This window comes from Amycolatopsis sp. NPDC043887 (assembly GCF_056435665.1).
Window position 1 is genome coordinate 822049 of the sequence record NZ_JBWKEB010000002.1, and the last position, 17707, is coordinate 839755.

The 17707-nt window shown below is 69.6% G+C and carries 16 protein-coding genes and 1 pseudogene; 7 read left to right on the forward strand and 10 right to left on the reverse strand.

The window, feature by feature from the left end; genetic code table 11:
- Nucleotides 1–523 precede the first annotated feature (523 nt).
- Nucleotides 524–1444 (reverse strand): proteasome assembly chaperone family protein, encoded by a 921-nt coding sequence (locus AC069H_RS09120; protein WP_340683814.1) that lies wholly within the window; start codon nt 1442–1444, stop codon nt 524–526.
- Nucleotides 1445–1550: 106 nt separating this feature from the next.
- Between AC069H_RS09120 and AC069H_RS09125 the strand changes: the two genes are divergently transcribed.
- Complete coding sequence (locus AC069H_RS09125; RefSeq protein ID WP_478226419.1) at nt 1551–2090, forward strand: PH domain-containing protein; 540 nt, start codon at nt 1551–1553, stop codon at nt 2088–2090.
- Nucleotides 2087–3601 carry a PH domain-containing protein gene (locus AC069H_RS09130; protein ID WP_478231878.1) on the forward strand — a complete coding sequence of 505 codons (1515 nt, stop codon included), beginning with the start codon at nt 2087–2089 and terminating at the stop codon, nt 3599–3601. The genes AC069H_RS09125 and AC069H_RS09130 overlap by 4 nt, the downstream gene beginning before the upstream one ends.
- Here the strand turns inward: AC069H_RS09130 and AC069H_RS09135 are convergent.
- A pseudogene (locus AC069H_RS09135) lies at nt 3592–4499 on the reverse strand (SDR family oxidoreductase). The gene AC069H_RS09130 and the pseudogene AC069H_RS09135 sit on opposite strands and share 10 nt — an antisense overlap.
- Before the next feature lie 111 nt (nt 4500–4610).
- On the opposite strand from AC069H_RS09135, the gene AC069H_RS09140 reads away from it, so the two are divergent.
- From AC069H_RS09140 to AC069H_RS09155, 4 genes are all read left to right on the forward strand, one after another.
- Complete coding sequence (locus tag AC069H_RS09140) at nt 4611–5390, forward strand: IclR family transcriptional regulator (RefSeq protein ID WP_478231947.1); 780 nt, start codon at nt 4611–4613, stop codon at nt 5388–5390.
- Between the two features lie 113 nt (nt 5391–5503).
- Nucleotides 5504–5998 (forward strand): GNAT family N-acetyltransferase, encoded by a 495-nt coding sequence (locus AC069H_RS09145; RefSeq protein ID WP_478231879.1) that lies wholly within the window; start codon nt 5504–5506, stop codon nt 5996–5998.
- Between the two features lie 111 nt (nt 5999–6109).
- Entirely contained in the window at nt 6110–6304 is a 195-nt protein-coding gene (locus AC069H_RS09150; RefSeq protein WP_020631236.1) for a hypothetical protein, read from the forward strand.
- A complete protein-coding gene (locus tag AC069H_RS09155) occupies nt 6283–6705 on the forward strand; it encodes a VOC family protein (RefSeq protein ID WP_478231880.1) in 423 nt (140 codons plus the stop codon). The genes AC069H_RS09150 and AC069H_RS09155 overlap by 22 nt, the downstream gene beginning before the upstream one ends.
- 177 nt (nt 6706–6882) lie before the next feature.
- Here the strand turns inward: AC069H_RS09155 and AC069H_RS09160 are convergent, their stop codons facing one another.
- Nucleotides 6883–7368, reverse strand: a complete 486-nt coding sequence (locus tag AC069H_RS09160) for a pyridoxamine 5'-phosphate oxidase family protein (RefSeq protein ID WP_478226399.1) — start codon at nt 7366–7368, stop codon at nt 6883–6885.
- A complete protein-coding gene (locus tag AC069H_RS09165; protein ID WP_478231881.1) occupies nt 7365–8240 on the reverse strand; it encodes an NAD(P)-dependent oxidoreductase in 876 nt (291 codons plus the stop codon). The genes AC069H_RS09160 and AC069H_RS09165 overlap by 4 nt, the downstream gene beginning before the upstream one ends.
- Before the next feature lie 83 nt (nt 8241–8323).
- Between AC069H_RS09165 and AC069H_RS09170 the strand changes: the two genes are divergently transcribed.
- A complete protein-coding gene (locus AC069H_RS09170) occupies nt 8324–9328 on the forward strand; it encodes a GlxA family transcriptional regulator (protein ID WP_478226397.1) in 1005 nt (334 codons plus the stop codon).
- Between the two features lie 6 nt (nt 9329–9334).
- Here AC069H_RS09170 and AC069H_RS09175 read toward each other — a convergent pair whose 3' ends face one another.
- The 6 genes from AC069H_RS09175 to AC069H_RS09200 all read right to left on the reverse strand — a co-directional run bounded on the left by AC069H_RS09175 (nt 9335) and on the right by AC069H_RS09200 (nt 17621).
- A complete protein-coding gene (locus AC069H_RS09175) occupies nt 9335–10606 on the reverse strand; it encodes an aminotransferase family protein (protein WP_478226396.1) in 1272 nt (423 codons plus the stop codon).
- A 132-nt stretch (nt 10607–10738) separates the two neighbouring features.
- Entirely contained in the window at nt 10739–11434 is a 696-nt protein-coding gene (locus tag AC069H_RS09180) for a GntR family transcriptional regulator (RefSeq protein ID WP_478226395.1), read from the reverse strand.
- A 4-nt stretch (nt 11435–11438) separates the two neighbouring features.
- Nucleotides 11439–12224, reverse strand: a complete 786-nt coding sequence (locus AC069H_RS09185; RefSeq protein ID WP_478226394.1) for an SDR family NAD(P)-dependent oxidoreductase — start codon at nt 12222–12224, stop codon at nt 11439–11441.
- Nucleotides 12225–12226: 2 nt separating this feature from the next.
- The gene (locus AC069H_RS09190; RefSeq protein WP_478231882.1) at nt 12227–13936 is read right to left on the reverse strand and encodes a hydantoinase B/oxoprolinase family protein; all 1710 of its coding nucleotides are present in this window, start codon (nt 13934–13936) and stop codon (nt 12227–12229) included.
- Nucleotides 13933–15993: a hydantoinase/oxoprolinase family protein gene (locus tag AC069H_RS09195; RefSeq protein WP_478231883.1), complete on the reverse strand. Its 2061-nt coding sequence runs from the start codon at nt 15991–15993 to the stop codon at nt 13933–13935. Before AC069H_RS09195 ends, AC069H_RS09190 begins: the two co-directional genes overlap by 4 nt.
- Nucleotides 15990–17621: a thiamine pyrophosphate-binding protein gene (locus AC069H_RS09200; protein ID WP_478231884.1), complete on the reverse strand. Its 1632-nt coding sequence runs from the start codon at nt 17619–17621 to the stop codon at nt 15990–15992. The genes AC069H_RS09195 and AC069H_RS09200 overlap by 4 nt, the downstream gene beginning before the upstream one ends.
- Between the last annotated feature and the right edge of the window lie 86 nt (nt 17622–17707).

Genomic DNA, 17707 nt, shown 5'->3' on the forward strand with positions numbered 1-17707 from the left:
TGACAGTGTCCGACTTGGGTGATTTGCACGGTTCGACGAGGGGGTCGTGAGTGGCGTTTCGGGTTCTAGCCCGAAACGCCACTCACGACCCCCTCGTGACATCGCCCATCTGGGCATCACTCGGACATTGAGTCAGCGAAAAGTGTCCTTTGTGGACACTCGGGGGCACGGTCGGCTCCTGTCGGCCAGTCCAGAACCACGGCCGCGAAGGCCGCTCTGCCTTGAGCCAGTGAAGGGGTCCTTCGTCGCAGAGGCGAGGTCACGCCACATTCACCCTTCCCCTCAATAACCCGAAACACCACTCACGACGTGCAGCACCGGCGATGTCGCGTGATCCGGCGGACGACACGCGTGACTGGATGGACGACACACACGTGGCCAGGGGGCCGCCGCGAGTCGTCCGTCCAGTCACGCGTGTCGCCAGCGCACCGGCAGAACGCACCTAAGCGAGCGTGGCAGCCCCAGAGGTGGTGAAGGCCGCCCATCACCCCCAAGTACATGAAGACCAACGCTATTGGAGCCCTCAGCGCTCCGGGGTCTCCCCGCCGTTCTGCTCGGCCAGGAACCGCTCGAACTGGTTGCCCAGTTCCTCGGCGGTCGGCATGTGCTCGACCGACTCCGCGAGCAGGCTCTCCTTGCCGGACGCCTCCATGAACGTGTCGTACTGCTGCTCCAGCGCGCGTACGACGTCGGCGACCTTCTCCGATCCGGCGACCTGGCGGGCGATCTCGGCCTCCGCCTCGTGTGAGGCCTCCCGCAGGTCCCCGTCCGGCAGGTTCAGCCCGGTCGCCGCGGCGACGGCGCCGAGCAGGTTCAGCGCGGCGCTCGGGTACGTCGAGTCCGCCAGGTAGTGCGGCACGTGCGCCGCGAACCCGGACGCGTCGTGCCCCCACTCGCCGAAACGGAACTCCAGCAGCCCGGCGATACTGCCCGGCACCTGCATCCGGTTCGGCAGCGGACGGTGTTCGCCGACGAGTTCGTTCCGCGTCGCGTGCGCGGTCACGCCGAGCGGGCGGGTATGCGGCGCGCCCATCGGGATGCCGTGGAAACCGGTGGTGAGCCGGACGTCCCAGCGTTCGACCAGCCCGCGCACGGCCGCGCAGAACCGCTCCCAGTCGTGGTCCGGTTCCGGCCCGGTGAGCAGCAGGAACGGCACGCCGTCGGCGTCGTGCAGCAGGTGGACGACCAGTTCGGGGGCGTCGTAGGCCTCCCAGTGGTCGATCGAATAGGTCATCGCCGGGCGGCGCGAGCGATAGTCGATGAGGCGGTCGACGTCGAAGCGCGCGATCACCCGGTGCTCGGAGGAGTTCAGCAGCTGCTCGGCGACGAGCTTGCCCGCCGAACCCGCGTCCATGAAGCCGTCGAAGTAGTGCAGGAGCACGGCCCCGCCGAGGTCAGGGACGTCCGAGTCCACCTCGTACAGGTCTTCCGGGTCCAGCGCCACCAGATCCTCCAGGTTTCGTGGGTACGACCGTCTAGCAGGTGGCAACGCCCCGATAGGGGGTATCCATTCCGCCGACGGTGGCTTGGATCCTATCGGTCCGTGACAGCTGTCGTGGGCGGTCCACTCGGACGTGGTGCAGGCTGGAGGGGTGACAGAAGAGACGCTCGGCCTGCGCCCGCCCGCCAACCGGGTGAGCAGGCGCGCCATCGGCTACTGGACGGTGTGGGCCGCGGTCGGCTGGGTGATCCTCATCGGCGCGCAGGCGGTGTTCGTGATCACGAGCGACGACGCGCCGACGTGGCTCACGGTGACCTTGACGATCTCCTGCGTGGTCGCGCCGCTGCATCTGCTGGTCATGCCGCAGTGGCGCTACCGGGTCCACCGCTGGGAGGTCACCGGCGAGGCCGTGTACACCCAGGAAGGCTGGCTCAGCCAGGACTGGCGGATCGCGCCGATCTCGCGGATCCAGACCGTCGACATCGAACGCGACCCGGTCGAGCAGTTGTTCCGGCTGGCGAAGATCACCGTGACGACGGCGTCGGCCGCGGGTCCGGTCAAGATCGCCGGTCTCGACCACGCCGAAGCGCTGAAGCTCGCCGCGGAACTCACGAAGACCACGCAGGCCACTCCCGGTGACGCGACATGAGCACCGAGGCACCACCGGACGCCGCCGTCGGCCAGTGGCGCCGGCTCGATCGCCGGATGCTGCTGATCAGGCCGGTGCTCGACGTCGTGAAATCACTGCCGGTGCTGATCGGGACGGTGGTCCTCGGCCGGGGCAACGGCTGGGAATGGTTCGGGCTCGGCGTCACCGCGCTGACCGTGCTCGTCGGTGTCTCGCACGTGCTCACTTCCCGGTACCGCATCGCCGACGGCCAGGTGGAATGGACCACGGGACTGTTGCTGCGCAAGCATCGCGCGATCCCGCTGGACCGGGTGCGCACGGTCGACGTCACCTCGGAACCCAAGCACCGGTTGTTCTCCCTCAGCGCCGTGCGCATCGGCACCGGACGGCATTCGCCCGCCCAGGGCGCGAACGGCGATCAGCTGGTGCTCGACGCCGTCAGCCAGGCCGAGGCCCACCGGCTGCGCACGGTTCTCTTGCACCGCAAGGAGACCACTGAGACCGCCCCGCCTCCCGAGCAGGTCGTGGCCGAGGTCGACCGCAAATGGGTGCGGTACGCGCCGTTCACGCTGTCCGGGCTCGCCGTGGTGGGCGCGATCTTCGCCGCGGTCTGGCATTTCGCGCACCAGCTGAACATCGCCCCGGAGAACGTCGGCCCGCTGCGGGATCTCATGGACGATCTGGCGAACACGGCGGTGTGGCTGATCGTGGTCGTCGCGGCGGTCGCCCTGCTCGTGGTCGTCTCCCTGCTCTCCGTCGGCGGCTACGTGCTGTCGTTCTGGAACTTCAAGCTCACCCGGGAGACGGAAGGCACCCTGCACGTCCGGCGCGGGCTGATCACCACGCGTTCGGTGTCCATCGAAGAAGACCGGCTTCGCGGCGTCGAGGTGAAGGAGCCCCTGCCGCTGCGGATCGCCGGCGGGGCGCGGCTCACCGCGATCGTGGGCGGGCTGCGTGAGGGCAAAGGCGGGGACAAGGGCGGTGGGCTTCTGCTGCCGCCGGCGCCCGTCGGCCGGGTCCACGAGGTCGCGGCCGAAGTGCTGCGGGAGAACTTCGACCCGGCCACCGTCCCGCTGAACCGGCATCCGCGGCGGGCGCTGACCAGGCGGCTCACCCGCGCGGTGGGCGGCGTGCTGATCCTGGCCGCCACCCTGTTCGGCTTGGCGTGGATCGATTTCCTGCCGTCGTGGATGTGGCAGGTCGCGCTCGGCCTGGTCCCGCTCGCCGCACTGGTGGGCTGGGACCGCTACCGCAACCTCGGCCACGCGATCGTCGGGCGATACCTGGTCAGCCGATCGGGTTCCCTGGCGCGGGCGACGGTGGCGATCCGGCGCGAGGGGGTCACCGGCGTCGTCGTCAGCCGTTCCTTCTTCCAGCGCCGTGCCGGATTGATCACCGTGACGGCCCCGATCGCGGCGGGCAAGGGCGGTTATCAGGTGGTCGACGTCGGCGAATCGGCCGGGCTGGCGATGGCGGAGCAGGCCACCCCCGGCCTGCTCACGCCGTTCCTGCGCCGGGAGGTTCAGCGGTAGCCGGTGACGTCCGCGGGCAGACCGGGGTCCTGGACCTCGACGAGATAGCGCCAGCAATCGGGACGGCTGCCGTCGAGGTCGGTGAATCCGTATTCCTTCGCCAATTCGCCACTGGACACCGATTTCCCGTTCCAGCGGGCGACTTCCGCGTCACCGGCCAGTGCGGCGACCGCCCGGCCGACGAACGCCGGGCTTTCAGAAATGGCGAAATGCGGCTGCACCTTCGTCGCGTCCCGCCAATTCTCTTCGGTCACCCGATAAGCGTCGAGCATCGCTTCGGAACGCAACCAGCCCGGCGTGACGGCCACCGCGGTACCGCCATGCGGTTCCAACTCGTGCCCGAGCGCGAACGCCATCCGGTTCACCGCGGTCTTGGCGAGGTCGTAGAAGAACGAAACCCGGTAGTTCTCCGAGTTGTACCCGGCGGTCCGTCGTTGACCTCGACGACCAGCGCGCCCGGATTCCTGATCATGAGCGGGAGCGCGAAATGGCTGGTGATGGCATGGGTGTCGACGGCGAGCCGCAGCGTCCGCAGCCCGACGTCCAAAGTGGACTCCCAGACCGTCTTGCCCCATTCGATGGGCGCCCCGTAGATATCGTTGACCAGCACGTGCAACGCGCCCTGTTCGGCGTCGATCCGTTCCACCAGTTCGCGGACCTGGTCCGCCGCCAAATGGTCCACACCGATCGCGATCCCACGCCCGCCCGCTTCGTCGACGAGCGCCGCGGTCTCCTCGATCGTCTCCGGGCGATTCATTTCCGATCGCCGGGAACCGGTACTGCGACCGGTCGCGTAAACGGTCGCGCCCGCGGCGCCCAGCTGGACCGCTATTCCCCGCCCGGCCCCGCGAGTCGCCCCGGCGACCAACGCGATCTTGCCTGCCAAGGGCTTTTCCATGGGCCGAACCTAGCAAGAAGTCCGCTTGTTCGTGGACCAAAGACCCTGGTCGGCAATTCACACAATGTGCTAGTTTCTTGACTCTTCGTGATTCTCCGGCGAGAGGTCGAGATGACGCCTGCCGCACGATCCCTGGACACCACCGCCCCGCCGAAACGCACCCCCGGCGCCAGCAGCTCGCGCAAAGTACTGCAGCTGCTGCTCTCCTTTTCCGAACGCCGCTGGGACGCGAGCGTCGCCGAGCTCGCGGCGAGGATCGGCACCCCGGTCGCCACGACCTATCGCTATGTCGCGCTGCTGAAGGAACTCCAGCTCCTGGAGGAGGGCAGGACGGGGCGCTACCACGTGACGAGCCAGGTGATGCCGCTCGCGCGGGCCGCGCAACTGGCCAACGACCTCGCCCGGCTGGCCCGTCCGGCGATGGAGGAGGCGGCCCGCGACCTCGGCGAGACAGTGCTGCTGTTCCAGCATTTCGGCGAATCCGCGGTCTGCGCGGACCGGGTCGAATGCGAACGCGCGATGCGCTTCACCTTCCAGCCGGGGCATTCAGTCCCGCTCGGCACCGGCGCGTCGGGCAAGATGCTGCTCGCCATGCTGCCGGAGGGCGAACGCGAAAGGCGCCTTTCGTCGATCGTCCAGCGCCGCGGCCCGAGCGTGCGGGAAGAGGTCAAACGCGCCGGGGCGAACCGGTTCGCGGTCAGCTGGGGCGAGCTGGACGACGGCGTCTGGTCGTGTTCCGTGCCGATCCCGAGCACCGGGCACCGGCCCGCGGTGCTGACACTGGCCGCCCCCGCCACCCGGATCGGCGACGACGCGAAGCGGGCCGCGATCGTCGCGCTCCAGTCGTACGCGAGAAGGATCCACCGCGCCGTCTCATCGTTCGCCCTCTGATCACGCGAGATCGCTCCCCAATCACGCGAGATCGCCCTCCAAACACGCGTGTCCCCCGCCGAAGCCCCTAATTCACGCGCCTCCACGCGCCGCGGCGGGGTAGAACTCGATCCGTGATCCGACTCGCCACCTCCGAAGACCTTCCCGTACTCCAGGACATCGAACGCGCCGCCGGCGAACCGTTCCGCGCGCTCGGCATGGCCGCGATCGCCGACGACGACCCGCCATCGATCGCGGACCTCACGACCTTCCAGCGCGCGGGCCGGGCCTGGGTGTGGGACGCGGGCGACGGGCCGGTGGCGTACCTGCTCGCCGAGGTCGTCGACGGCCACGGCCACATCGAGCAGGTGTCCGTCCATCCGGATCACGCGCGTCGGGGCCTCGGGCGGCGGCTGATCGAGCACGCCGCGGAGTGGGCTTCGCGCGAAGGGCTCGCCGGGCTGACGCTGACGACGTACGCCGAGGTGCCGTGGAACGCGCCGTACTACGCCCAGCTCGGCTTCGCGACGCTCGACGAGGAGACCCTCACAGAGGGCCTGCGTGCCGTCCGGGACCACGAAACCGCCCGTGGCCTGGACGCGTGGCCACGGGTGACCATGCGTCGATGACCCGCGCGGGGGGTTGGGTTGGCGACCAGTGTCGAACATGTGTTCTACTGTCGGCGCCGGCCCCGGAGGGGGAAGCTCCGCGGGCCGGCACCGGACTTCAGGGAGGCACGGATGGCGGTCAAGATCACCCATCTCACCAACGGGCAGCAGGTGCGCTTCGCCAACGCGGACGGCGCCCGGCGCTACGCCGAGATCATCGGCGGCGGGGTCGACAAATGGCGGTTCACCGTGGTCAGCGGGCATGACCGCCCGGAATTGTCGGGGCGGGTCGTTAATGTGCCGGTATGGCGTATGACTTCCAGGTGACCGTGGACTCCGCTCATCCGCACGACCTCGCAGGCTGGTGGGCCGAGATGCTCGGGTGGCGGGTCGAGGAGAGCAACGAGGAGTTCATCCGCGAGATGATCGCCAAGGGGTATGCCTCCGAGGAAGCGACGACCACGCACAACGGTGTCCTGGTGTGGAAGGACGGCGCGGCGATCGTCCACCCGGAGACCGGACAGCGGTTCCTCTTCCAGCTGGTACCCGAGGGGAAGACGGTCAAGAACCGGCTGCACCTCGACATCCGGATGGGGGCGGGCAAGATCGAGGCCGAGCTCGAGCGGCTGACCGCGCGCGGTGCGACGTTCCTGCACCGCGGCAAGCAAGGGCCCGCGGAGTGGATCACCATCGCGGACCCGGAGGGCAACGAACTCTGCCTTTCCTGAGGCGGGCCCGCGAGGGCCCGCCACTGGGGGTGTCATGAAGGGACCTGGTCCCGTCGGCTGTGCCCTTCATGACCGAGCGCGCGGCCCTCGTGCGCGTCGCGCCTCGCGTGAGGCGTGGCAGGAGGTCGTGGGTGTTCCAGGTCGTTCCGGCGGCCCGGAACACCCACGACGACCCGGCTACTCGTTCCGGTCCGCTCGCCAGATCCGGCTGCGCAGGTCGGCACCGCGGATCACCTGGATCCGCCACGGCGTCAGGCGCAGCACATGCAGCCGCGGATCGGACGGCGCATGCCAGAAATTGCCGAGGGGGTAGCCGGCGCCGCGTGGGCTGGTCTTGCGATACAGGTCCCACACATGCTCCTTGACCGAGGGCTCGTTGTCCCAGACGGCCACGGCGTCGACCGCCACCGAGTTGTTCCCCGGCGCCCAGTAAGAGAAATTGGTATGCGGGTTGCCCTCGAGATGGGCCGCCTTCACCGGGGTCCGATAGGTGGCCAGCCAGCCGAGCGGACGACCGTCCACCGTCTCCCACACCGGGATGAGCACCCGGGTTCGCGGGCGGTTCTCGGCGTCGACGGTCACCATCGTGGCGTAGTTGATGGCTCCGACGTAGGTGTCGAACTCGGCTTCCAGCTCACCGAAGTCACGGGTCGTCGTGCTCATGCGGCGCTCCGGAAGGACTCGACGGCACGCGAGAGGCTGGCCGCGCCGTGTCCGGCCGCGATCTGCCGGTCGATCAGGTCCTTGATCGGGAGCAGGGTGTCCGCCGGAACGTCCAGCGCCCGGCTGGCCCGGATGATCGTGCTCAGCCCCGCCTGGTTCATGGCCAGGCTGGACTCGCCACCGGTGTATCCGCCGCGGTCGATCTCCTCGGCGAAGGTGGTCAGCGCCGGGAACGAATCCGCCAGCCAGGACAGCAGCATCGGCGTCAGCTCGGTGGCGCGCACCCCGGCCGCCGACGCCATCGCCGTGGCGTGCAGGAAACCGCCGATCATGCCGTACATCCCGGCCAGGATCGCGACGTCGTAGCCCGACGCGAGACCGGCGTCGGCGCCGAGGAAAGTGCCTTTCCCCAACAGATCCAGCTTCGGCTGCCAACGCCGGTGAACGGCCTGGGCACCGCTGTAGCTGATCGACGATCCGGCGGTGCCGATCGTCTGCGGCACCGCGTAGACGGCTCCGTGCAGGTACTGCGCGCCGTGTTCAGCCGCCCAGGTGGCCAGTTCCCGCGCGTCCTCCGGCCCACCGGAGGTGACGTTGACCAGCGCGCGCCCGGCGACGGCATCGCCTGCCGTCGTCAGGACCTGCCGGGCGACGGTGGCATCGAGCAGCGCGACGATCACGAGGTCGCCCGCCGCGATCGCCTCCGCGGCGGTCGCCGCCGCCGTCGCGCCTGCCGCGACGAGCGCGTCCGCCTTGGTGGCGTCGCGGTTCCAAACGGTCGTGGGAAGCCCTTGGCGCAAGAAGGTTTCAGCCAGCGCGTGGCCCAGGTTGCCGAGGCCGATCACGGTGACGCGCTCAGGTTTTGTACTCATGGGACCAGCCTCGTGGCCGGCACTTCGCGCTGCCAGTGACACTGATGACCGGAAACACCAAATTCGTGCCATAGGATGTGGCCATGAGCGCTGGTTCGGTCGCCCTGGTCGTCCCCGAGGAGATCGGGATCGCCTTCTGGGACCTGTACGAGGTGAGCATCCCCGCCACCGTTTTCGGGATGCCCCAGCCCGATCTCGCCGATCCCTGGTACGACCTGCGGTTGTGCGGAACCGGCGACCGCGCCGCGGAAGCGGCCCCCGGGTTCGCGCTGCGCACCCCATACCGGCTCGACGACATCGTCGGCGCCGAGACGGTCATCGTGTCGTCGGTACCGGACGAGGTTCTCAGCGACGGCGCACCGGTCTCACCCGAGCTGATCAGCGCGTTACGGCGCGCCCACGACGCGGGCGCGCGGATGGTTTCCCTGTGCTCCGGCGCCTTCGCCCTCGCCGAGGCCGGGCTGCTCGACGGCCGTCGAGCGACCTCGCACTGGATGCACACCGCACAGCTGGCCGAGCGGTTCCCCGAGGTCGAGGTCGACGACTCCGTGCTCTACGTGGACGACGGCGACGTGCTCACCAGCGCCGGGATGACCGCCGGCCTCGATCTGTGCCTGCATCTGGTCCGGCGCGACCTCGGGGCACATGTGGCCAACCAGCTCGCCCGCCGGATGGTCGTGCCCGCGCACCGGCCGGGCGGACAGGCCCAGTTCATCGATCTCTCCGTTCCCGCCACCGACGATCAGGGGCTGGCACCGGTGCTCGACTGGGCGAGGGCACATCTCGACCGGCCGTTGACGATCGAAGATCTCGCCCGGCGCGCCATGATGAGCCGCCGGACCTTCTACCGGCGTCTCCAGCAGGCGACCGGCACGACACCGCTCCAATGGCTGCTGACCCAGCGGCTTTCCCGGGCACAGAGCCTGCTGGAATCGACCGCCCTGCCGGTGGAGAGGATCGCGGAACTCAGCGGTCTCGGCACCGCGAACAACCTGCGCCACCACTTCCTCAAGCAGGTCGGTGTCTCGCCCGGCGCCTACCGGAACGCGTTCCCGCGGCAGCCACAGGTGACCGCCGCCGCGGGGTGACCGCGCCTAGACGAGCTTGTCCAGCGCACGCGGCAAAGCCGTCGCGAGCAGGTCGAGTTCGGTCTCGCCGGCGATCAGCGGCGGTGACACCGCGATCCCCTTCGCCAGGTTCCGCACGAGGACGCCTTCGTCCCGCGCCAGCCGTTGCAACCGGTTCGCCGCGCCGGGGTCCGCCTCGACGACGTCGGCCTTCAGCTCGACCGCGCCGAGGAAGCCCAGCCCGGACCGGACCTCCGCCACCAACGGATGCGAAGCGAGCCCGGAAAGCGCGTCCGCCAGCGGCTTCTCCAGTTCCCGCCCGCGTGGGATGAGCCCGTCGCGCTCGTAGATGTCCAGCGTCGCGTTCCCCGCGGCGCACGCGACCGGATGCCCGGCGTAGGTCGCGCCGTGCCGCAGCACCGGCGCACCCGGCGCGCCGGTGAAGAACGGTTCGGCCACCCTCGGCGCGACGATCAGCGCGCCGAGCGGGATCGTCCCGCCGGTGATGCCCTTCGCGGTCGTGATCATGTCCGGTTTCACGGCCCACCGGTCGATTCCGAACCAGGTACCCAGCCGCCCGAACGCGGCGATCACACAGTCCGCGACGAACAGCACGTCGTGCTTGCGGCAGATCTCGGCGACCGTCTCGATGTATCCGTCCGGGGGAAGCAGGACACCGCCCGCGCCGATCACCGGTTCGCAGAAGAACGCCGCGACCCGCTCCGGCCCGACCCGCAGGATCTCCGCTTCGAGCGCTTCGGCGCTGTCGTAGGGCACATGCGAGATGTCGCCCGGCAACGGACCGAAGCCCGCCGCGTTGGCCGCGATACCGCCGACGGCCGTGCCGAAACCGTGCGTGCCGTGGTAACCCTGCACCCGGCCGATGACGTGCACCTTCTCCGGGCGCCCGGTGTGCGCGAAATACGAACGGGCGATCTTGACCGCGGTGTCGATGACGTCACCGCCGCCCGAACCGAAGAACACCTTCGAGCCCGGTTCGGGGGTCAGCGCGGAGACCCGTTCGGCGAGTTTCAGCGCGGGCTCGTTGGCGTTGTAGCCGAACAGGTTGTACGAATCGAGCGTCCGCAACTGGTCCGCGACGGCCTGCGCGATCTCCTCGCGCCCGTGCCCGAAGTTCGCGTACCAGAGCGACGCTGTCGCGTCGAAGTACCGCTCGCCCTCATCGTCCCAGACATAGGAACCCTCACCGCGGGTGATGACGAGCCGGTCGCCGTCGACCGCTCCCATGTCCGCGAAGGGGTGCCACAGCGGATTGCGCGCGGACGCCGACGAAACCATGATCTCCTCCTCGTGCTCGTGCCCCCATCCTCACCCGGATCCGGCCGGGACGCGAACACTCCATCGTGCACAGTTCGCGCCACGGATCTGTCCGGACTGGAGCCGCGACGCCCAAGATCTGCCCGCCGGCACTCACGACTCCCGGCGGTCGTAAGCGGCCAGAAGCTGCTTCTCCGCATCCCGCAGGTACTTCTCCAGCGCCGTCTCAGCCGGTCCGAAGCGCCCCCGTTCCAGATCCCGCAGGATCCGCTCGTGCCGCTCCAAAAACGGCTCGAAGAACGCCCGCGTGTTCTCCGCCAGCACGAAGAACAGCCGCGTCTCCGCCAGGACCTGGCGCATCGTAGTGCTGACCCGCTCGCTGTCCGCCAGGTCGCCCACCGCCTGGTGGAACGCGATACTCGCGGTCCCGACGGCCTGCCAGTCGCCTTCGTCGGCCGCGGCACGGCCCTCCCGGACCGCGGCCTCGATCGCCGCGAGATCCACAGTGGACAGTTCGGCCGCGCGCCGCAGCGCACCGCATTCGGTGACCCGCCTCATCACGTACAGATCCGAGATATCCTGCGCGGTCAGTTCGCGGACGAATACGCCGCGGTTGAGTTCGTGCACCGCGAGCCGTTCGTGCGCCAGCAGCTGGAAGGACTCGCGCAGCGTGTTGCGCGAGACGCCCAGCGCGGCGCTGATCGACGGTTCCGAAAGCCTCGACCCGGGCGGGAAGACGCCTTCGGTGATGCGCTGGCGCAGGATCTCGGCGACCCGTTCCGCTGTCCCGCTCCGTTCGAGCAAGGGTCTGTCGCGGGCCAGTGTCTCCTCGGCGGCAGGAGTGGACATGGCTTTACCTGACACCGAGTTCGAAGTCGAGGCTGTACCGGTTGCCCGGCATGGCGCCGGCGGCCCTGGCGCCGTCGATCGGGAGGGCGACCCCGTTGACGAACCGCGATTCGTCGCTGGCCAGGAAGACCACCGCTTTCGCGACCTCCCACGCCTCGCCGACCCGCGCCGCCGGTGTGCTCGCGGTCAGCTGGTGTTGCTTGGCTTCGAAGTCCTCCGGCGACGCGAGCGTGCCGCGCAGCATGTCCGTGTCGATCGCGCCCGGGTTGACCGTGTTCGCCCGGATCCCCTGGTGCGCGTGCGCGACGGCGATCGACTTCGTCATGCCGACCAGCGCGTGCTTGGTGGCGTTGTACACCGGGTCGCCGGGGCGGCCCATCACGCCGCCGTTGGACGACGTCGTGACGATGCTGCCCGCCTTGTTCGCGATCATGTGCGGCAGTACCGCCCGTGTGCCGAGGAAGGCCGCGCGCACGTTCAGCGCGAAGATGTTGTCGAACTCCGCCAGTGTGGTGTCCACCAGTGGTTTTCCGAGGTGGATACCGACGTTGTTGAACAGTACGTCGATCCGTCCGGTTTCGGCGATCACACCGCGCACGAATTCGTCGACCTGGCCTTCGTCAGTGGCGTCCACAAGGGACTGACGGGCGCCTTCGACGGCTTCCGCGGGCTCACGGATGTCGCTGGAGAACACGGTCGCGCCCTCGGCGACGAACTCCTTCACGGTGGCGAGACCGATGCCCCGCGCTCCCCCGAAGACCACCGCGACCTTGCCTGCCAGCCGGCCCATGCTCATTTCCTCCCTCTCGACGAAACCGCTTCGTAGTCCTCCGGAAGACGCACCAGCGCCTCGGGATCTCCGTGATAGGTGACCTCGACGCCGTACAGTTCGCGCGCCGCTTCCACCGAGACGTACCCGTCGACGACGTCGGCGAGCACGGCCTCCGGATCGCGCTCGCGTGGGTCGCCGTAACCACCGCCTCCCGGGAGGATCACGTTCACCACGTCGTCGGGGCGCAGGTTCACCCGGCTCTTCGACGGCAGGGCTCCGCGGGCGAGCTCGAACCGGCCCACCGCGCCGTCATGTCCCGAGTCCACACCGGACGCCGGACGGCGCACCCGGTCGACGTTCCCGTTGACGCTCCACGAGATCTCGCCGCGGGCGACCATGGTGGTGCACTGGCCGAGGCCGCCGCGCCATCTCCCGGCGCCGCCGGAATCCATGCGCAGCACGCGTTCGCGCTGGATCAGCGGGGCCATCGTCTCGATGACCTCGGTCGGCGTGGACCGCAGCCCGCTCGGGAATCCGGTGGTGCTGAGACCGTCCTTGGTGGCCCGCGCGCCGATCCCGCCGGTCTGGAACACGTTGAGCATGAATTCGCGGCCCTCGGCGTCGGTCCCGCGCCAGATCGTCATCCACAACGCGTCCGCGCTGTGCGCCAAGGCGTTGCCGGGCAACGCTTCGTGCAGAGCGGTGATCAGCAGCGAGGGCAGGAAGTGGCCGATCAGGTGCCGGGACGCGACCGGCGCGGGCGGGGTGCAGTTGAGCACCGAGCCCTCCGGTGCGGTGACGTGCACCGGCCGGAACGAACCCGCGTTGTGCGGCACCTCGGGCGAAATGGCCGCCTTGACCGCGAACGAGGCATAGGCCCGGGTGTAGTTCAGGACGACGTTGATCCCGCGGCGGCTCTGCGGTGACGAGCCGGCGAAATCGAGGTGGATGTCCTCGCCGTCGATGGTCACGGCGACCTTGAGGACGACCTCTTCGTCGTCGGATCCGTCGGTCACCAGCTCGCTGGTGTAGGTGCCGTCCGGTAGTTTCGCCAGTGCGTCCCGCAGCGCCCGCTCGGAGCGGTTCATGATCTCCGCGGCGACGTCGTCCAGCGAATCGAGCCCGAATTCCTCCAGCAGCCGAACCAGGCTGGCGGCCCCGACCTCGTTGCCGGTGACCTGGGCGTACAGATCGCCGATGGTCTCCTCCGGGGTGCGGACGTTCGCGCGGATCAGCAGTTCGAGATCCGCGTTGACCTCACCCGCGCGGAGGAACTTCATGATCGGCAGGCGCAGGCCCTCTTCGAAGACCTCGCTGGCCTCGGCGGAGACCAGGCGCCCGCCGATGTCCGGGGCGTGGCAACAGGAAGCGAACCACGCGACCAGCCGCCCCCGCAGGAACACCGGCGTCGCGACGGTGATGTCGTTGATCTGCCCGGCCGTCTGCCAGGGGTCGTTGGTGAGCAGGACGTCGCCGGGTTCCAGTGTCTCCGGCGGGTACGCGGCGACGAAATGGTGCATCCCGGTCGCCATCGCGTTGATGTGGCCGGGCGTCCCGCCGACGGACTGGCCGATCATCCCGCCGCGGGAATCGAACACCGCGCAGGCGAGGTCGAGCGATTCCCGCACCACGGAGGAGAACGCCGTGTTGACGAGCGCGTTCTGCTGTTCGGCCAGGATGGAGTGCAGCCGGTTTCCCAGTACCCCGACCAAGATCGGGTCGACGCTCACACCGTCACCACCAGAGCGGCGTCCTCGCCGACGACACAGCGCGCATCCGGCGGAACGACCACGGTGGACTCTCGTTCCTCCACAATGGCCGGGCCTTCGACGCGATCACCCGGCTTGAGCCGGTACCTGTCGAACACCGCCGTGTCGGCAAAGCCACCTTCGGCGGGGAAGTACGCGGGACGGCTCCCCTTGCGCGCGTCGCCCTCGGCCTCGGCGCGCGCGAGTTTCAGCGTGACCTCGGGCGCCGGGCCGCTGGAGACGACGCGCCAGTTCAGCACCTCGATCGCGACGTCCGGCCCGGTCCGCCGGTACAGCGTCCGGTAGGTCTCGGTGAACGCGTCGATCAGCGACCCCGGCCAGTCCCCGCCCTCGACCGGCACCCGGATCTCGTAGCCCTGCCCGGAATACCGCATCTCGGCGATCCGGCGGTGCGTCACGTCCGCACCGTCCACACCGGACTTATCCAGCAGCTCCGCGCCCTCGGCCTCCATCTCTCCGAACAGCGCGTCGACTTGTTCCCAGGAGAGTTCGAGCACCGCGGAGCGCGCCGAACGCACGAAGTCGAACGCCGGCGGCGCGGTGAGGAATCCCGCCGCGCTGAGCACTCCGGCGGCAGGCGGCGCGACCACCTCGGGCGCGCCGAGCGCCCGAGCCACCCCGACGCCGTGCACCGGACCGGCGCCACCGAAAGTGAACATCGGCAGCTTCGCCGGATCCTTGCCACGTTCGACGGCGTGGACCCGGGCGGCGTTGGCCATGTCCTCGTTGACGCTGGTGTGGATGCCCCAGGCGGCCTCTTCGACGCTGACTCCGAGCGGTCCGGCGATCTTCGAGCGGATCGCTTCGCGCGCGCCTTCGAGGTCCAAAGTCATTCCGCCGCCGAGGAAATACCCAGGATCGAGATAACCGAGCACGAGGTCGGCGTCCGTCACGGTCGGCTCGGTGCCACCTCGGCCGTAACAGACCGGGCCGGGCTCGGATCCCGCCGAATCGGGCCCGACGGTGAGCAGGCCGAGCGCGTCGATCCGCGCGATCGAGCCGCCGCCGACCCCGATCTCGATCATGTCCGTGACCGGTACCTTGACCGGCAACCCGGATCCCGGCAGCAGCCGGTACTTCCGGTCCACTTCGAACTCGTGCGTCACCAGCGGCGCGCCACCGGAGATCATGCACAGTTTCGCCGTCGTGCCGCCCATGTCGAAGGCCAGCAGATCCTCGACGCCGGCGGCCGCCCCGATCGCGGACGCGGCCAGCGCCCCGCCCGCCGGCCCGGATTCGAGGATGCGGATCGGGTAGCGCGCGGCGGTGTCGACGGTCGCGATGCCCCCGTTGGACAGCATGATGTGCGGTGACGGCCGCACCCCGGCCTCGTGCAGGCGTCTCTCCAGGTCACGCAGGTAACGTTCGGTGAGGTCCTGGACATAGACGTTCGCGACCGTGGTCGACATGCGTTCGAACTCGCGGATCTCGGGGACGACCTCGCTGGAGAGCGCGACCCGTAACCGGGGCGCGGCCTCCCGCAGCACCTCGGCCGCCCGTCGTTCGTGCGCGGGATTCGTGAAGGCGTGCAGGAAACAGATCGCCACGGCGTCGATCCCCCTGGCGTCGAGCTCCCGGCCGAGTCGCGCGACGTACTCCTCGTCCAGTCCTGTGTGGACGGTCCCGTCGGCGAGGATCCGCTCGGGGACGTCGAACCGCAGGTGCCGTGGCACCAGCGGGGCCGGCAATTCGATGAGCAGGTCGTACAATTCGTACCGGTGCTCGCGCCGCATCTCCAGCACGTCACGGAAACCGGCCGTCGCCAGGAGGGCGGTACGCGCTCCCTTGCGTTCGATCAGCGCGTTCGTGACCAGTGTCGTGCCGTGCACGAACTGCTCGACGTCGCCCGCGTCCAGCCCGGCGTCCGCGAGTGTCCTCTTGAGACCCTCCTCGACCGCGCGAGCGGGTTCGTCGTGCGTCGTCAGCACCTTGCCGACGGCGACGACGCCGGTCTCGCCGAGAACGCAGAGATCGGTGAACGTGCCGCCGATGTCCACGCCGACGCGGAGCCCGGTCACGGGGATTCCTTGCGGTACCAGCGCGGCGAGGTGTTGAGCGGGGGCGCCATCTTCGCGCGCACGACCAGCACGTTGGGCTCGTCGGACTCGACGAACTCACCGAGCAGCCGCCGGAACGCGCGCCCGAATCCGGAAACGCGGTCCGCGTGCACCCCGAAAGACCGCGCCAGGCCGACGAAATCAGGACTGTCCCAGTCGACACCCCGGCGCGGCAGCCCGGCGCGATCCTGGTCGTAACGGAGCATCCCGTAGCCGCCGTCGTCGACGACGATCACCGTGACCGGCAGCTGTTCCTGCGCCAGCGTGTGCAGATCGCCGCAGCCGAACAGGAAGCCGCCGTCACCGCTGACGCAGATCGCGCGGCCGACGCCCGCGGCGCCCGCGCCGAGCGCGGCGGGGAAGCCGTAGCCGAGGGTGCCCCAGCCCATCGGATACGCGAGCTTGCGCGGCGCGCGGACGCGATGGAATCCGCCGATCCAGTACCCGGCCACGCACATGTCCGCGACCACGACCGCGTCCTGCAGCAGCACCTCGTCCAAAGTGGACAGAAGGTCCGCGGCCTGCGGCTCTTCCTCCTTGATCCGCCGCCGGACCCGGGAGGAGACCTTGGCGAGCCTGCCGACGAGTGCCGCGATACCGGGCCGTTCCTCGACTTTCAGCGCCTCGACGAGCACCCGGGCGTCACCGACCAGCGTGATGTCCGGCCGGTAGTTCTTGGCCGCGTCGTCCGGGTCGACGTTGATCGCGATGAGCTTCTTCGGCTGCGGCATCAGCCAGTTCTGCGTCATCAGCCCGTCGAAGTCGGTGCCGATCGCGAGGACGACGTCGGCCTCGTCCCACAGCGCGCCGACCTCGGGCGCGTGCACCGGATTCGGGGCGAGGCAGGGATGATCGACCGGCAGGAGCCCGCGAGCGCCGAACGTGGTGAGCACCGGCGCGGCCAGCCGTTCGGCGAGTTTCCCGATCGCCTCACCCGCCTCGGCACGCAGGGCGCCGCCGCCCGCCCAGATCAGCGGCCGGTCGGCGGTGGCCAGGAGCGCCTCGGCCTCGGTGAGTTCCGGGATCTCGGACGGCCGGGCGTGCGACCGCGGCGGGCGGCGCGCGGGCGTCCGCTCCGACAGGAAGTCGGCGGGAATGCCGAGGTAGACCGGCCCGCTCTGCGGCTGGAGCGCGAGCCGGGCCGCGCGATGGAGGGTGGCGGCGACCTGGTCGGGGCTCGTCACGGTGAACCCGGCCTTGGTGACCGGCGCGAACATCGCCTGCTGGTCCGACGACTCGTGCAGCACGCCGCGGACCACGCCCGGCCGCCGGAGCGTGGACGGGATGTCGGTCGCGATGATCAGCACCGGCGCGGCCGACGCCATGGCCTCGCCGACGGCGGCGAGCGTGTTCGCGGCGCCGGGCCCCGTGGTCACCAGCGCGACGCCGAGCTTCCCCGTGGCGCGGGCGTAACCGTCGGCCGCGTACCCCGCCGTCTGCTCGTGCCGGACCCCGACGAGCCGGATGTCCGTATCGGCCAGCGCCTCCCATAACGGCAGGTTGTGCACGCCGGGGAGACCGAAGACGACTTCGGTCCCCAGAGCGGTCAGCGCGTCGGCGAGATGCTGGGCTCCGGTGGGTGCAGGCACCTCGCCGATAGTGCCAGATCGTTCAACGATCCAGCAACCACCGCAGTCCGTGAAGGCCTCCTTCCCTACCCTGAAAGTAGGGAAGG

Coding starts and splice junctions, on each gene's coding strand:
- AC069H_RS09170 (WP_478226397.1), top strand. CDS start 8,324: ATGAGCGCTGGTTCGGTCGCCCTGGTCGTCCCCGAGGAGATCGGGATC.
- AC069H_RS09150 (WP_020631236.1), top strand. CDS start 6,110: ATGGCGGTCAAGATCACCCATCTCACCAACGGGCAGCAGGTGCGCTTC.
- AC069H_RS09165 (WP_478231881.1), bottom strand. CDS start 8,240: ATGAGTACAAAACCTGAGCGCGTCACCGTGATCGGCCTCGGCAACCTG.
- AC069H_RS09175 (WP_478226396.1), bottom strand. CDS start 10,606: ATGGTTTCGTCGGCGTCCGCGCGCAATCCGCTGTGGCACCCCTTCGCG.
- AC069H_RS09160 (WP_478226399.1), bottom strand. CDS start 7,368: ATGAGCACGACGACCCGTGACTTCGGTGAGCTGGAAGCCGAGTTCGAC.
- AC069H_RS09130 (WP_478231878.1), top strand. CDS start 2,087: ATGAGCACCGAGGCACCACCGGACGCCGCCGTCGGCCAGTGGCGCCGG.
- AC069H_RS09155 (WP_478231880.1), top strand. CDS start 6,283: ATGGCGTATGACTTCCAGGTGACCGTGGACTCCGCTCATCCGCACGAC.
- AC069H_RS09140 (WP_478231947.1), top strand. CDS start 4,611: ATGACGCCTGCCGCACGATCCCTGGACACCACCGCCCCGCCGAAACGC.
- AC069H_RS09180 (WP_478226395.1), bottom strand. CDS start 11,434: ATGTCCACTCCTGCCGCCGAGGAGACACTGGCCCGCGACAGACCCTTG.
- AC069H_RS09185 (WP_478226394.1), bottom strand. CDS start 12,224: ATGGGCCGGCTGGCAGGCAAGGTCGCGGTGGTCTTCGGGGGAGCGCGG.